The 13200-nt window shown below is 58.6% G+C and carries 12 protein-coding genes and 1 tRNA gene; 4 read left to right on the top strand and 9 right to left on the bottom strand.

Features of this window, described 5'->3' with window-relative positions; all coding sequences use genetic code 11:
* Positions 1 to 309 precede the first annotated feature (309 nt).
* From FB593_RS11855 to FB593_RS11840, 4 genes are all read left to right on the top strand, one after another.
* Positions 310 to 1500 (top strand): OpgC family protein, encoded by a 1191-nt coding sequence (locus FB593_RS11855; RefSeq protein ID WP_003511376.1) that lies wholly within the window; start codon positions 310 to 312, stop codon positions 1498 to 1500.
* A 205-nt stretch (positions 1501 to 1705) separates the two neighbouring features.
* Positions 1706 to 2902, top strand: coding sequence for a tRNA 2-thiouridine(34) synthase MnmA (gene mnmA / locus FB593_RS11850; protein WP_025595394.1), 1197 nt, complete (start codon positions 1706 to 1708; stop codon positions 2900 to 2902).
* Between the two features lie 135 nt (positions 2903 to 3037).
* Positions 3038 to 3114: transfer RNA gene (locus FB593_RS11845), tRNA-Met, on the top strand.
* Positions 3115 to 3456: 342 nt separating this feature from the next.
* Positions 3457 to 3801 (top strand): YbjQ family protein, encoded by a 345-nt coding sequence (locus tag FB593_RS11840; RefSeq protein ID WP_321186277.1) that lies wholly within the window; start codon positions 3457 to 3459, stop codon positions 3799 to 3801.
* Between the two features lie 24 nt (positions 3802 to 3825).
* On the opposite strand, the gene FB593_RS11835 is transcribed toward FB593_RS11840, so the two are convergent.
* The 9 genes from FB593_RS11835 to FB593_RS11795 form a co-directional block, all read right to left on the bottom strand.
* On the bottom strand, positions 3826 to 4233 hold the full coding sequence (locus tag FB593_RS11835) for a hypothetical protein (RefSeq protein ID WP_145166619.1): 408 nt from the start codon (positions 4231 to 4233) through the stop codon (positions 3826 to 3828).
* Between the two features lie 62 nt (positions 4234 to 4295).
* A complete protein-coding gene (locus FB593_RS11830) occupies positions 4296 to 5204 on the bottom strand; it encodes a DNA cytosine methyltransferase (protein ID WP_145166618.1) in 909 nt (302 codons plus the stop codon).
* Positions 5179 to 5373, bottom strand: a complete 195-nt coding sequence (locus FB593_RS28060) for a Com family DNA-binding transcriptional regulator (protein ID WP_080723101.1) — start codon at positions 5371 to 5373, stop codon at positions 5179 to 5181. The genes FB593_RS11830 and FB593_RS28060 overlap by 26 nt, the downstream gene beginning before the upstream one ends.
* A gap of 168 nt (positions 5374 to 5541) precedes the next feature.
* Entirely contained in the window at positions 5542 to 6957 is a 1416-nt protein-coding gene (locus FB593_RS11820) for an SGNH/GDSL hydrolase family protein (protein WP_145166617.1), read from the bottom strand.
* On the bottom strand, positions 6954 to 7229 hold the full coding sequence (locus FB593_RS11815; RefSeq protein ID WP_145166616.1) for a hypothetical protein: 276 nt from the start codon (positions 7227 to 7229) through the stop codon (positions 6954 to 6956). Before FB593_RS11815 ends, FB593_RS11820 begins: the two co-directional genes overlap by 4 nt.
* A 22-nt stretch (positions 7230 to 7251) precedes the next feature.
* Entirely contained in the window at positions 7252 to 7587 is a 336-nt protein-coding gene (locus FB593_RS11810) for a hypothetical protein (RefSeq protein WP_210246035.1), read from the bottom strand.
* A complete protein-coding gene (locus FB593_RS11805; RefSeq protein ID WP_145166615.1) occupies positions 7584 to 9092 on the bottom strand; it encodes a hypothetical protein in 1509 nt (502 codons plus the stop codon). Before FB593_RS11805 ends, FB593_RS11810 begins: the two co-directional genes overlap by 4 nt.
* 2 nt (positions 9093 to 9094) lie before the next feature.
* On the bottom strand, positions 9095 to 10636 hold the full coding sequence (locus FB593_RS11800; protein WP_145166614.1) for a hypothetical protein: 1542 nt from the start codon (positions 10634 to 10636) through the stop codon (positions 9095 to 9097).
* Entirely contained in the window at positions 10633 to 13200 is a 2568-nt protein-coding gene (locus FB593_RS11795) for a phage tail protein (RefSeq protein ID WP_145166613.1), read from the bottom strand. Before FB593_RS11795 ends, FB593_RS11800 begins: the two co-directional genes overlap by 4 nt.

The raw sequence follows: 13200 nt of genomic DNA, 5'->3' as shown, positions 1-13200 counted from the left end.
TCCCGCGAGTGGCTGTCCGCGTTTTCCCTGCCATGCAGGGGTTTGCGCCCTCTTCGTCGAGGTTTGGCGCTGACGCATAGCTCTTTTGCTCCACGGAATTGCCGTTTTTCATTCATCCGGTGTTCAGTCCGCGCATCCTAACCAGCATGCGTACACGTCAATGTTACTTTTCGCGCCGGTTCTAAACCGCTTTGGGAAGGGAACCACAGGCGCAAAACAGCGTTGACAATCCAATTCCCGGCCCGCCTCCCGCAAGCCGGGCTGGGTGGCCGGGCAATGCACGGCCCGCGAGAACGGAGAGCTATCGAGATGAAACGCTTTGACCTGATCGACGGGATGCGTGGTTACTTCCTCGTCTTCATGCTGATCAACCATCTGGTGTTTGCAGGCGGTTTCTGGCTGGTGGAAATCAATCACCGCCAGTTTGCCTTCGTGGAAGACGCGCAGGGCTTCGTCTTTCTGTCCGGTCTGCTGATCGGCATGGTCTATGCCCGCAAGATGATGAAATATGGCTATGACGCCGGAAAACAGATGATCTGGAACCGGGCGATGGAGCTCTATCGCTATGCGATGGGTCTCGTCATCGCCGTGCTGTTCTTCCGCATGGTCATCCCGCATGCGCCGTACATCTGGTACAACTGGCTGGGCATGACATCGTTCGACGATCCGCTGCGTCTGGCGGCGATTGCCACATTCCTCTTCCAGCCGACATTCATGGATATTCTGCCGCAGTACATTGTTTACATGCTGTTCGCACCCGTCCTCGTTAAACTCTGCCTCGACGGCAAATGGGCTTATGTCATGGCAGGCTCGCTGCTGGTCTGGATGGCCGGCCAGCTCGGTCTTCAGCAGATCGTTACGACGCCGCTCAATGAACTCGTCAAGGGTGCCGACGAGCAGGGTATCCGTGTCAGCTTCAATCTGCTCGGCTGGCAGCTGGTGTTCTACTCGGCGCTGGTGCTGGGCGCGATGACGGCGCAGAACCGCATTCCGTGGAAGGCGATCTTCTCACCGCAACAAACATGGCTTCCGAAGGCGGCACTTCTCATCTGCCTGTTTTTCATGCCGCTTCGTATTGCAACCGCCTGGGGCCTGATGCCGGAATTCGTGATGGGCAAGTTCTCCACGATGGAGATCCGTGCCGATTTCGGCCCGGTCTACCTCATCAATTTCCTTGCTGTTGGTGTGGGTCTCACTTGGCTGGTGATCGCCGGTCCGAAGCATCACCGCCCGATCGTCCGCTCGATTGCGGAGGGCGTGATCTGGGTGCTCTCGCTGAAATTCCTGCAGCTGCTCGGCCGCCATTCGCTTCAGGTCTATGTCTGGCACGTGGCTATCGTCTATGGCGTCTATTATCTGGATGGCCGTACGGCCGAACTTTCGCAGGTCAGCAAGACGCTGATCGCCCTTACCGCAATAGGCTTGCTGGCTTTGCCGGCCCTGTGGAGGGAGCGCGACAAGTGGATTGGCAGCAGCGGCCAGAAGACGGCGGGCGCTTAACAACCGGTCACCACCTCACTCTGATTGCTTTACGGGGCGGTTTTCCGCCCCGTACTTGCGTGCGCGGCCATTCCTTTCTATATGCAGCCCTTAAATCCGCATGGTGGCGAGGCAGGACAGTCTTTTTCGACTAAGGCTTCCCGCAGCGGATGACCGACAGGCGGCGGGGCCTTTACCCCCGTTATGACTGACGATGGGAAAAAACGTGAATACGCTCGATTTTGACAAGAGGCCGGAAGACACCCGGATCGTTGTCGCCATGTCCGGTGGCGTCGATTCTTCGGTTGTGGCCGGTATCCTCAAGCGCGAGGGCTATGACGTCCTCGGCATAACTCTCCAGCTTTACGACCACGGTGCGGCTGTGCACCGCGCCGGCTCCTGCTGTGCGGGACAGGATATTGACGATGCGCGCAGGGTCTGCGAAACGCTCGGCATTCCCCACTATGTGCTGGATTATGAAGCGCGGTTCCGCGAAACCGTCATCAATCCCTTTGCCGAAGCCTATGCGATGGGTGAAACGCCGATCCCCTGCGTTGCCTGCAACCAGACGGTAAAATTCGCCGATCTGCTCGCCACTGCTCAGGAACTCGGCGCAGATGCGCTGGCGACCGGCCACTACATCCGCTCGCGTCCCAATCCCGTTGCCGGCCAACCGGGACACCGCGCGCTCTATCGCCCGATCGATAGTGATCGTGACCAGAGCTGGTTCCTGTTTGCAACGACGCAGGAGCAGATCGACTATCTGCGGTTTCCGCTCGGCGGTCTCTCCAAGGCCGAAACACGCGCGCTGGCGGAAGACATGGGTCTCGTCGTCGCCAAGAAGGCCGACAGTCAGGACATCTGTTTCGTACCTCAGGGCAAATATACCGATATCATCAACAAGCTGAAGCCAAATGCGGCGTTGGCGGGCGATATCGTCCATCTGGACGGGCGCGTACTCGGCCGCCATGACGGTATCGTGCATTATACCATCGGTCAGCGCCGGGGTATTGGTGTCGCGACTGGAGAGCCGCTGTACGTCGTGCATCTCGATGCGCGTGGCCGCAGGGTCATCGTTGGTCCGCGGGAGGCGCTGGAGACCCGCCGTGTCTATCTGCGAGACATGAACTGGCTTGGCGATGGCGCGCTTGCGGACGAGGCCGGGCAGGGCTTTGCCTGCTTCGCCAAGGTGCGCTCCACCCGCCCGCCAACCGAAGCGATGTTGCATGCCGATGAAAACGGCATCTACGTGGATTTGATGACCGGCGAGGCGGGTGTCGCTCCCGGTCAGGCCTGCGTGCTCTATTCTGCACCGGGCGCGGATGCCCGCGTTTACGGTGGTGGTTTCATCGAACGTTCGGAACGCTCGGTGGACGCCGAGGCTTCGCTGAAGGCGCTTTTGGAAAAGCCGGTTGCTGCCTGAAACAATTCGGTTTTCACCGCCGTGTGGAAAGCGAATTTTTTGCGCGTCATGCGCTTGACACTTTGGGGAGCGGCACCTTATAAGCCGCTCATCCTGATGGAGCGGACGGTCACATGGCTGTCACGTTTTCCCTGTGGCGGGGTAGCTCAGGTGGTTAGAGCAGCGGAATCATAATCCGCGTGTCGGGGGTTCAAGTCCCTCTCCCGCTACCATTCATCTTCAATGAGAAAAGCAAAGTTTGCGTCGTCTTCTGGACGTACGTTGAGAATTTGCGGCATTCCTCGCTGTACCCTGTAGCGCGGTTTCGGAATTTTGACACGAGAAATCGGAATTTCTGAAAATTCCAAACTAGCTTGTCAAAGCCGTAAAATGCGATTTCGGTCAACTCCCCCTTTACCCAACGGCGTCGCCCTAGATATGGTCCGGTCTGTGAAAACGGCTAGGGGTGTTTCATGCCAAGATGTAAGAGTTGCGGGACTGAGTATTGGATCAGCGGTACGCAGTTGTGCGGCGACTGCGAGTCTCGTGAGGCGTCGAAGCAGCTTCAAGTTTTGATGGACGAAATGATCCTCACAACTTCGATCGATGTACCCAATCGCGCAATCGAAAATGTTATCTCAATCGTCGCATCGGAAACAGCGATCGGCATGAGCGTGTTCAAAGACATCGCGAACAACTGGCGCGATTTCGTTGGCGGGAGATCGGAAACGTCTCAAAATGCTCTCAGGGAAACGCGGGAAGCCTGCATTGAGGGTCTGAAGAAAGAAGCGGCGAAGGTCGGCGCAGACGCTGTGATCGCTGTGGATTTCACTTACAATCAGCTGAATACCAGTGGCCCTGGCGGAATACTGTTTGTCGCCGCTACCGGCACAGCAGTAGCTTTAAAACCGACAATCTAGATTATTGCCGATCGGGCACGCCGATCAATCGCCAAACATGGGCTTTAGGTGGATCGCGTCACTCGGCTTGTAGGTCCATCGCCACTTATTGTTTAAAGCCCGCGCCAAGCGCGCCGAAATCTCGTTACGGGCTGGCTCGGCATAGAGGGTGAGCTTGTTGGCGTAGGTTTTTGCCAGATCATCCGGCACCGCCGTCAGCACTTCGGCAATGAAGCTTTCCACTTCGCATGTCTCGATCTTCCTGTCGCCCTCGTAGAAGGTGTAGGTGTGGCCTAGGTATCGAGCGACGACGACGGCGACTTCCCTTGTTGCGTGAGGCATGCGCCGCCGTTGCACACCGGTGCCACCAAAGCCGTTTCTAAAAGTCCTCGGCACGACCGCCAGAGCAACTGTGATAGCCTTCTCGATGTCGTTGTCCAAAGCGGGGTCCATCGGTCTCTCCTTAAAGTCTCAACGCGGTTTTGAGGCCGCGTTGAGGATGCTTCGAGGAGCCTTTAATGCCCGCTTAAATGGGCATTTTTGAGAGTGCGCCACGCATATGCCGCAGCCAGGCTGACCACTCCGTTACCGGCTGCATCGGATCGGTCCATCCGATCGGCCATCCCATGATCCAGTCCGAAAAGTTCGGGTTGAAGGTCAGGTCGCCGGGTGAGGATCGGTGCCCAGCGTTCAAACTCAGATGGAGCGGGCGGGAAAATGGGAATTTGAACGGCCGCGTCGGCGTCGCTCCGCATGCCTGCATCAGTAGCCATATCTGCGTCCAGAGCCGAGCAGCCTTCCCGATGCCGAACTGCGACCCGGCTGCTGCCGCATCGTCCCTCATCTTGAAGCAGTTGTTGACCAGTTCCATTTCGATCTTCGTGCAGTAGATCGATTTTGTCGGCGTGGGCCACAATGAAGAGCCGCCGACGCTGGTGGGATGCGCCAGTTTCTGCCGCGCTGAACAAGCCCGCTTTGACTGTAAAGCCCATTGCTCGAAGGTCCCCGAAAACCGTATCGGCTCCCAGGGACATATGGCCTTCGACGTTTTCGAAGAAGCACCATTCGGGATCGAGTTCCTCGGCGATCCTGCGGACGTGAGGCCAGAGGTGCCGGGGATCGTCTTCGCCCTTGCGCCGGCCGGAAAAGCTGAAGGGCTGGCAGGGATATCCGGCAGTGAGGATATGAACCTTTCTGCGCCAAGGCGCGCCGTCGAAGGTGGTAACGTCATCCCAGACAGGTGCTTTATCCAGGGTCTTGTCGTCCATCCTCGCCACGAGAGTGGCCGCAGGGAAGGCTTCCCGCTCGACGTAACAAACAGTTCTGTAGGAGGGTTCGGCAATATGGAGGCCGAGTTCAAGGCCGCCGACGCCAGCGCAGAGCGAGACGCCGCAGAGATCATTTCTGGAGGTATGTAGAGCCACACGAGTTCATCCTTGGTTGCCGCTCCTGGCGGTCGGTTAAGGGCTCTGTTGGCCTCAAATGATTGATGGTGCCGCAGCGGCGGCACTTGATTTCTATGTCGTTGGAAATGGCTCCCTGTCCAGCCCTAAAAAGAAGGGCTGAGCAGGTGCCACAACGAATGTTTTGCATATCAAAAAGCTCACGAGTCAGTCACAAGAAACCCGCCCTGCAGGGTACGGGTGCGACGGTTATCGTGTGTCGCTGTCGGACGGGTTTGGACGCCAATCTTTGCCCCGTCGCTTGGGGTGTTTCAGCACCCCGGCCACCCGGTCTTGTCCGGATGGATGTTCGCAAATCCTACGGCCTGACGAGACCGAGGCGAGGCACGAGGCCCTCAATGATTACGCACCGCTGAAGCCAGTTTACATCAGCTGTGGGAGCGGCAGCGCCACCGAAGGCCGGGGCAAACCTGTACGTGGAATTCGCGTCGTCGTTGACGGCGTCACAGGGTATGCCGCCATAGACGATCGGCATCCATCCGCCTGCGCCCGAGTTGGCTCCCCACATCAAGCCGCCGCCAGTGTACGTTCGCAGGCCATTGTTGGCGCGCGTGACGAAACTGGTCGTTGGGGTGCGCTGCAACGGATTGGCTTTGGCGAACATGATTGCCGTGACTGTCTTCCCGGCCATCGAAGCCCGCTCGGCCGCATCAAAGGAGTTGGACAGGCTGGAGAAGTGACCGTTTGCATCGGCCGGCTTTACCCTGGCGGAGTAGGCCGCTCCGGAACCGGGGAAGATGTTGGCGGGGTCCGTATCCTTCGTGACGGTGTTTCCTGCCACGTTCTGGAAGTTCACGGGAACCGTGCTCGGCCAGTTCGCGAGATCGCCGTTGACGAACAGGTTTGTGCCGATCGGCAGCTCCATCCAGCTGACCGTCGAGAACGCCGCTTTCCTTGCTTTCCTGAACGTATCCAGAAGCGCATCAGTGACCTTTTGCGCGCCGGCCGCATTGGCTTGCGTGTCCGAAGGGTGGACAACTGGTGTCCCCTCGCCGGTCCGATAAAGGTTCGCATCCTTGCCGGCGTCGATGAAAAGCTTGTGGCTATCGACAACCGTGAGGCTCGGGAAAACCGAGGCAACGCCGAGAATGGCGTTATAGACCTTGTCGTAACCCGTGGTGTCGCGCCACGGGTTCTGTGTGGTGATGACCTGCGGAACGCCTTGCCACTGCCAGCTTATCAGGCCGATGACCGACCAGAACAGCCCGCGTCCGATCGCCAGATCGTTGCCAGGCGTTTCAAACGTCGACATGTTATGGCCGTGATGGATGATCGCCACGTCCGGTTTCGGTATCGCATCGACTGCGGCTGGTTTGCGGGAAGCTTCGAACATGCATCCGGCAACCTGTCCCGGCAAAGAGGCAAGCCAGACATCAATGGTCTGCGATGTTCCGTTGCGAAGCGTCACCGGCGCGGCATATTCCTTCGGGCCGTTGGCGGACGCGCCGCCCCATTCAGCCCACCGGTGCATGATGACGGTGGCGTTATAGAGATCGCCCAAAGCCACCGCGAACTTGTAATAGGTGCCGAACTCCGAATGCGCGGTGCTGTCGCCGTCAATAAAGATGACGACGTGTTCACCAGCTTCAAGCTTGGTCTTCATATTTCCGAAAGCGTTGGCAACGGATTGCTCGCCTCTCAATGGCGAGGGCATCAAAGACACGTCGGCCGGCTGCGCCAAAGGGATGTTGAGGGAGCGAAACAGCCCGTTCATTCACCACTCCAGGCCTTGATGACCTTGGCGTCATTGTTGCCCGAAAGGGTGAGACGCACATTCGGGCATTTGGCAAACCGCCGCATCGGCGGGATGGTGCTGGCGCTGATACCGCCAAGCGACACCCAAGGTGCGGCATTATCCGCCTGCCCCTCGATGTTGACGACGGCCGAGGAGCCGGGCGGGATGTCGGCCTGGATGGAAAAATCACCGGCAGGGTTGAATACGCCGCCGATAGCGGTTGCGGTGTTGGCATTGAGACGTTCGGGCATCGGGTGTCCTTTGAAGTGTGGGTTACGCTGAAGGGGCGAGGATTTGCGCCGCTCGCTCTGCCCCGAAAAGCGTGGTGGCGATTTGCTCCAGCAGCGGCCACAGTTCATGGTCGCTTCGGAAGGAGCTGGCGCTTTCGAAGATTTTTCGGACGCGGAAGGGCTGCTGGTCCATGGCGGCGCCGACCTGATCTGCTTCGTCGTCCGTCATCCGGGACCAGAGGTCGACGTTAAAGACGATGGTGACAGGTTCCGGTAAGACGATAGGCGGCGCGGACGCTTCCAACTCCGCGATTTCTTCGGCGGTCAAATCTACTTCGACTATTTCGCCTGTTTCGGCATTCGCGACTAACCTTTTCACCCCTTCATCCCTTCAATGTAAAATCTGCCGTATTGAATTGTTGTTGCAGAAGTTAATGCCATGCGCAGAGCATTCATTGATATGGCTCTCTTATTTGCAGAACCAACCTCCCTTATGTATCTGCCGTTAGGTACTTGCCCGTATGTCTGGGCGTGAATTATCGCGTTTCTGTTGTTGTTGAATGAATGGACAAGAACCGTTGAAGAATTAGCCCAACCGGTAGCGCCGGAATGGTCACCAAATGACGGGGCAACCGAGGATATATTCTCGTCACCATTAACAATGTTGCCGCCTGATGCCGTTGAGTTTTGTACGAGCGTATAGGCAAACTCATCGTTGTCCATGTAGAAGCTTGAGCCATTGTCCGAAGAAAATCTTAGCCCACTTGATGTGTTGCCGTTAGCGATGAATGAGCACTGTATTCTTAGGGACCTGAATGCGCCAAGATTGTTGATATCGAGACCAGTCAATCCGTCGAGGACATAGTCCCCGATAAACACCCATCCGCCGAGGACCTGACGTGCTTGTGCGGGGGTCAATCTCTCGACCTCACCCACGCCGGCAGCGACCCTCCCGAGAAGGGCAGGCGAACCGATTGTCGCAGGCCCGAGGGTTTTTCCGTCTGTGGTGGTAAACTGGGCAAGTGCACCAGCCGATACAGCTGCGGCTGGCCCAACCACATCACCTGTGCCCGTGCCATCGACGCCGGCTCGTGCGAAAAGCTCCCAATCCGCATTTGCCGTTGTGGGAAGCACCGGGGGTGCAACGTTTGCATTGGCGCGCAGGGCGATCCACGCCGACTTATTGTTCTGGACAACGTCGTTTTTCGAGTAAGCCGCAGCTCCATTCCAGGCGCCACGCCACGTGATGCCGGTCGGACCGATATTCCCCTGATCACCCTTCTCGCCCGTGAGGAATGCCGGAGCCGACCAATCGCCAGCGGTCGCGGATTTCTTGAAGTAAAGCGCTGCTCGCTGATTTCCAGCGTTTGACACCAGCACAATGAACCCGGCCGCTTCACCGTCATAGGTTACGAGGTTAGCAGGGGTTTCAACGGTGGCATCCGCCTCGATGCCCTGGATGAGCGACGTGCGCGGAATGATCGTCGCCGTGCTCGGCCCTGTGAGAAGGATAAGATGATCCTGCTCGCCCTGGACGCCAGCGATGGCCGCGATGGTCGGATTGTTCAGCCGGCGCAGCAGCTCAGAGACAGCGGTGGCATTAGCAGATTGCTGCGAGGTGTAAGTGTTTTCCCGGACCAGGGCATATTTGTAGGTTCCGGACGCGCCCTGCCATTTGATCGCGGCTGTCATCTGCGTGTCGGTAATCGGATGCTCGGATGCGCCGGCGCTGTCGTCGGGCAATATGGGCAACGGATTGCCCTCGGCCTCAACGTGAACAGTGCCGCCGACAATGAGGGCGGTTTTCCATGCGGTGTCGATACCGTTGATGACGGGCGAACCGTTGACGAGGGCAATTGTGCCGCTGATGTAAAGTGCGGTCATGATCAGTCTTTCTTCGGGATGCCAAAGATGTAGTAGCGAATGCCGATCACCGGCGATGATGGATAGGTGTAGGAAACGGAGTAGCTGCCGCCGCCATTGTTGATGACGCGAGCGTAAGCGGCCGCTCCCGAGAAGGTCGTAAAGACCGCCGCGTTTGAGTTGATCGTCACATATGAACTGTCGCCCGAATCTCTCCACGAGAAACCAACCGTCGGGTGATTGACGCGATACTTGGCGGTGATCGGCGGGCGGATCATTTTTGAATATGAGTTGTCGCCGCCATTCTCTCCGCCATAGCCAGAATGCACCGTCATGTAGCGGACGATCGGATAGAAGTTCGTCGTGTCGATCGGGATAGCCGTGTTCTGTGCGCCGCCGCCAACACCAAAATACCCCTGGGCAAGTAGTGAGATCGCCGGCCAGCGGCTATCGACGATGATATCGGCAAAGGCGGGCGGATTGCCGGCACCTGGTCGCAGGAACTGGATAACGTCTTCGCCATTCTCCTCGAACATGCGGTAGACATCATTATCGCCAGCCGTTGGTGGCGTCTGGTCGAAAGCCACGACCATGAAGCGCGCCCGGCATCCGCCATTCGGATTGCTGAAGTAGAGGCGATTCCCGGCAATGCGCCAGTCCGCTCCGCTCTGTGCCTCGTGAGGATTGGCAGGATAGACGATGGTGCCGCCCGTATAGAAATTGACGATGCACATGGTGCCGTCAGGCACGGCCATGGGCAGCACATATTCCGATCCGCCCGGAGGCACGTAGACGTCATCGGCCGCGACGATCTTCGTTGGCCGATTGGTGCTGTCGAAGGCGAGTTGCGTTCCAAACGCGGTATCGACGTTGTAGCCGGGCTTTGCCACCCGCAGCCCTGAACTATCCAGATTGACCGCGAAGTGCTCCGGGTTTGGCGGCATGGGCTGGGCATCGACGATGCCCGCTTCGTCACCCGGCAGGTTCCAGACCACAAGTTCGTTGGTCAGGTAATTGTAGTTCCCCGAGTTGACAGGTCCGAACATATTGGACAGCTGAAGAATGTCGCCGAAGGTACGGTAATTGGTATCCACCAGAGTGCGGTTGTTCAGTTTCCACCCGAAGTCGGACTGGTCGTTGAGCGGCATCACGGTCGCGATGCGCTCGCCTCGGCTCTCGTATCCATAGGTGCTGAGGATCGAGCGCGCGTTGACGTAATAATTGTCAGTGATGCGGCGAACGAGGACATCAAACAGCGGCAGTGTGTAGTTCAGACCGGGAAAATATGCCGCCCGATAAAACACCCGGTTCTGTGCAACGTCACTCGGATAACGCCAGCTGCGCAGAGAGAAGTTATCGACGCCGGCGCCGGGTGGATAATTGTATTCGCCGTCCCGGAACGGCTGGGTGTCGCGACCGGCAATCTTCGCCTGGACAGCGAATTTCGAATTGTAGAGGAACGCGCCCAGCGTATTGTCATGGGTCATGCCGGGGTCATAAGCGCCCTTGGTAATCTTGACGCTGCCGACGCCCTCATAATCCAATCCGATGTGAAGCTGAATCATGCTGATCGAATCCTCATTCGTCCGTTGTTGAGGTCGAGCATCATCTTGCCGTTATAGCCTTCCATGTAGGCGGCGCGCACCGTTCCGATGTTGGCAACGGCGAGCTTCGCGCCATTTTGGTCGAAGGTGAATACGCCCTGACCGCCCGAGCCGTCCGGGGCGACAATTATAAAGCGGTCCGAATAATGGATTTCCTGCGCCTTAAGGACGCCGCCCTGATTGATGATTTCGAGGATGAATGCTCCCAGGGCAGTCTGGTCTCCTTTTTGGGCGCGGACCCCGAATTCGACGTTTGCCAGAGTGTCTCCCACGGTGTTGGCCTTCATCGAAAGGTAGCCTTCCGCCAACACATTCCCCATCTCGGCGCGGACAGCCGAAAGACGGCGAGCCATTGCACCTTCAGCCGTTACGCGGGTTTCGCTCTCATCTATGACGCTTGCGATTGCGCCGCCGAGTTCCGATCGGATCACGTCACGGTCGAGTTGGTTGATGACATCGCTTGAAACGACAGACAGGGAGAGGCTTTCCACCATACCCGCGAGCTGGTCCATCTGGTGCTGCAGTTCCATCATGCGGTTTTTGACATCGTCGCGGACCTGGCCGAGACCAACCGTCACATCGGAACCGTCAATGTTCGGCGTGCGGACCGGAAGCCAGCCGCCCCAATCGGTCGGGCGGTTCGATGTCGGAACGAACTTGCCGCGCGCCTGGTAGTCGGCATTCCCCGCAAGCACGGCATTCAAAATCCACGCATAGGGCGGTTCGTACATCACGGTAGCATCGCCGCTATCGAACACGAGTTCATCAGTCGCAGTCAGCTTCACCTGGACGCGCACATAGCTGACATCGTCCTGACCGGGTGCGCAGCGCACTTCAATAGTCGGATAGCGCGGATTGCCTTCAGCATCGGGAAGCGTGGCCGGAAACACCTGCCAGCCGTACATCGGCTGCGGCGGTACGGGAACGGGACCAATCCAGCCAATGACGGGCGGAACGATGATTGACGGCGGATCATAGTCGGACGGATCGATTTCCTTGATGATGACGCGCTGAAGGCGGCCGGGCATCGGGATCGCCCGATCAACCAGAAACTTCTTGTTCGAATAGCCGTTTCCGTCGCTCGACCAGGCAACCGGGTCGTTGGGCTCAAGTGCTGCCGCGTTGGGCGGCAGGGTAAACTCGTGGGTGCGCCAGCGCTGTTCGTCCAGAATCATCGTCGAGGTGAGCGACTGCACCTGAGCGGACGACGACACGGCATCGAAACGAACAGAGACGGCCAGGCGCTCGCCACCGTCGCGGGCAAGCAGCTCGGGCGAGGACTGTTCCGGAGCGTCCTTGTCGGCCCAGCGCTGCGCCGGTTCCGGATAAACGCCGGTGATGGTGTTGTGCGTAGCGGCGATCGTCGGGAAAGGCTCATAGTCCTGGTCGGACGTGACGACGATTTCCCGATCGGTAAAGCTGTAGACGGCGGCGCCAGGCGCACCGATCAGCATCTTGATCCGGCCGCCCACTTCCGCAAGTCTTCCGCTACAGCCAAGGCGCAAATCCTCGATCACATCGAGGCCGTCTCGATCGACCGACACTTCCAGACCGCCCCGGAACTGGCGACGGCCGCCGCCCATGTCGCGGTCGGCTTCATTAAGCGCCGCGATCCACGAGGAGACCGGGAAACGGTAGGTGGAAAAGTTGCGGCCGCCATGAACCCACCGGCCATTGTAATAGATGCCGCGTGCGATGTTGTAGATCATTAGCGGCAGGTTATCGCTCGGCTCCCATGTCGAGGGATCGTGCCAGCGATGCGAGCCATTGCCGCCGACGCTGCTGTCCTTGCGGATGTCATAGAGGCGCATCGGCCGTGGCTGATAAAGACCCTGCGGAAAGCCGTTGCGGAACAGCTCCTCGTGGCGGCGGGCGGTGACAATGACGATCTGGCAACCCCGGCCGATCATCGTGTCCTTGTAAGGCCGCTCGGCTCTGCCGCCGAAGCGGGACAGCAAAAAGCTGTCGGCCGTGGTCTGCGAGCCGTCAAGATACTTGAACCAGAGATAGTCTACGCCGTTTCGGCGATACTGCGCGACGGGATAGCCCCGCCCGTCCGGATGCGGTTCGTTCCAGAGGATCGTGCCGGCCGTGTCGCCGAACCAGACAGCGTCCACGCCCTGCGGCCCGGCATAGGAGGGGAGGCAGGAAATCTCGATGACTTCTGTCGCATAAGCGTTCGGGGTGTTCTCTTCCTCGCCCCAGCTCCCGAAATAGGCGCGGCGGCCGGCCGTTGCCCTGGTGCCGATCAGATAGGAGCGCGGAACGCTTTCGCCCATCTGGATCGACAGCTTGACGCCACCGGTACTCTGCTGGTTCTTGCGGGCCTCACGCCGCGCCTTCGCCTGCTGGTAAAGTGACAGGCCGACATTGATGGCAAGGCCGATTGCGAGCTTGACGAAGGTGCCGGCAGACAGGATCGATCCGGCAATACCGGCGATCAGACCTCCGACCGGCGCGGCCTTAACGGCCGTCGCGGCAAACAGCAGAAATGCGAGTGTCCATAAAAGGCGCTTCAAAGCCAT

The organism is Rhizobium sp. SJZ105, assembly GCF_007828365.1.
In the GTDB taxonomy this organism is placed as follows: domain Bacteria; phylum Pseudomonadota; class Alphaproteobacteria; order Rhizobiales; family Rhizobiaceae; genus Agrobacterium; species Agrobacterium tumefaciens.
Note: the sequence above shows the minus strand (reverse complement) of the source record. Positions and strands in the feature narration are given on the sequence as shown.

Excerpts from the sequence above, each read along its gene's own strand:
- FB593_RS11855 (WP_003511376.1), top strand. The coding sequence starts at position 310 with ATGAAACGCTTTGACCTGATCGACGGGATGCGTGGTTACTTCCTCGTC.
- FB593_RS11840 (WP_321186277.1), top strand. The coding sequence starts at position 3,457 with ATGGACGAAATGATCCTCACAACTTCGATCGATGTACCCAATCGCGCA.
- FB593_RS11835 (WP_145166619.1), bottom strand. The coding sequence starts at position 4,233 with ATGGACCCCGCTTTGGACAACGACATCGAGAAGGCTATCACAGTTGCT.
- FB593_RS28060 (WP_080723101.1), bottom strand. The coding sequence starts at position 5,373 with ATGCAAAACATTCGTTGTGGCACCTGCTCAGCCCTTCTTTTTAGGGCT.
- FB593_RS11820 (WP_145166617.1), bottom strand. The coding sequence starts at position 6,957 with ATGAACGGGCTGTTTCGCTCCCTCAACATCCCTTTGGCGCAGCCGGCC.
- FB593_RS11815 (WP_145166616.1), bottom strand. The coding sequence starts at position 7,229 with ATGCCCGAACGTCTCAATGCCAACACCGCAACCGCTATCGGCGGCGTA.
- FB593_RS11805 (WP_145166615.1), bottom strand. The coding sequence starts at position 9,092 with ATGACCGCACTTTACATCAGCGGCACAATTGCCCTCGTCAACGGTTCG.
- FB593_RS11800 (WP_145166614.1), bottom strand. The coding sequence starts at position 10,636 with ATGATTCAGCTTCACATCGGATTGGATTATGAGGGCGTCGGCAGCGTC.
- FB593_RS11795 (WP_145166613.1), bottom strand. The coding sequence starts at position 13,200 with ATGGCTTTGAAGCGCCTTTTATGGACACTCGCATTTCTGCTGTTTGCC.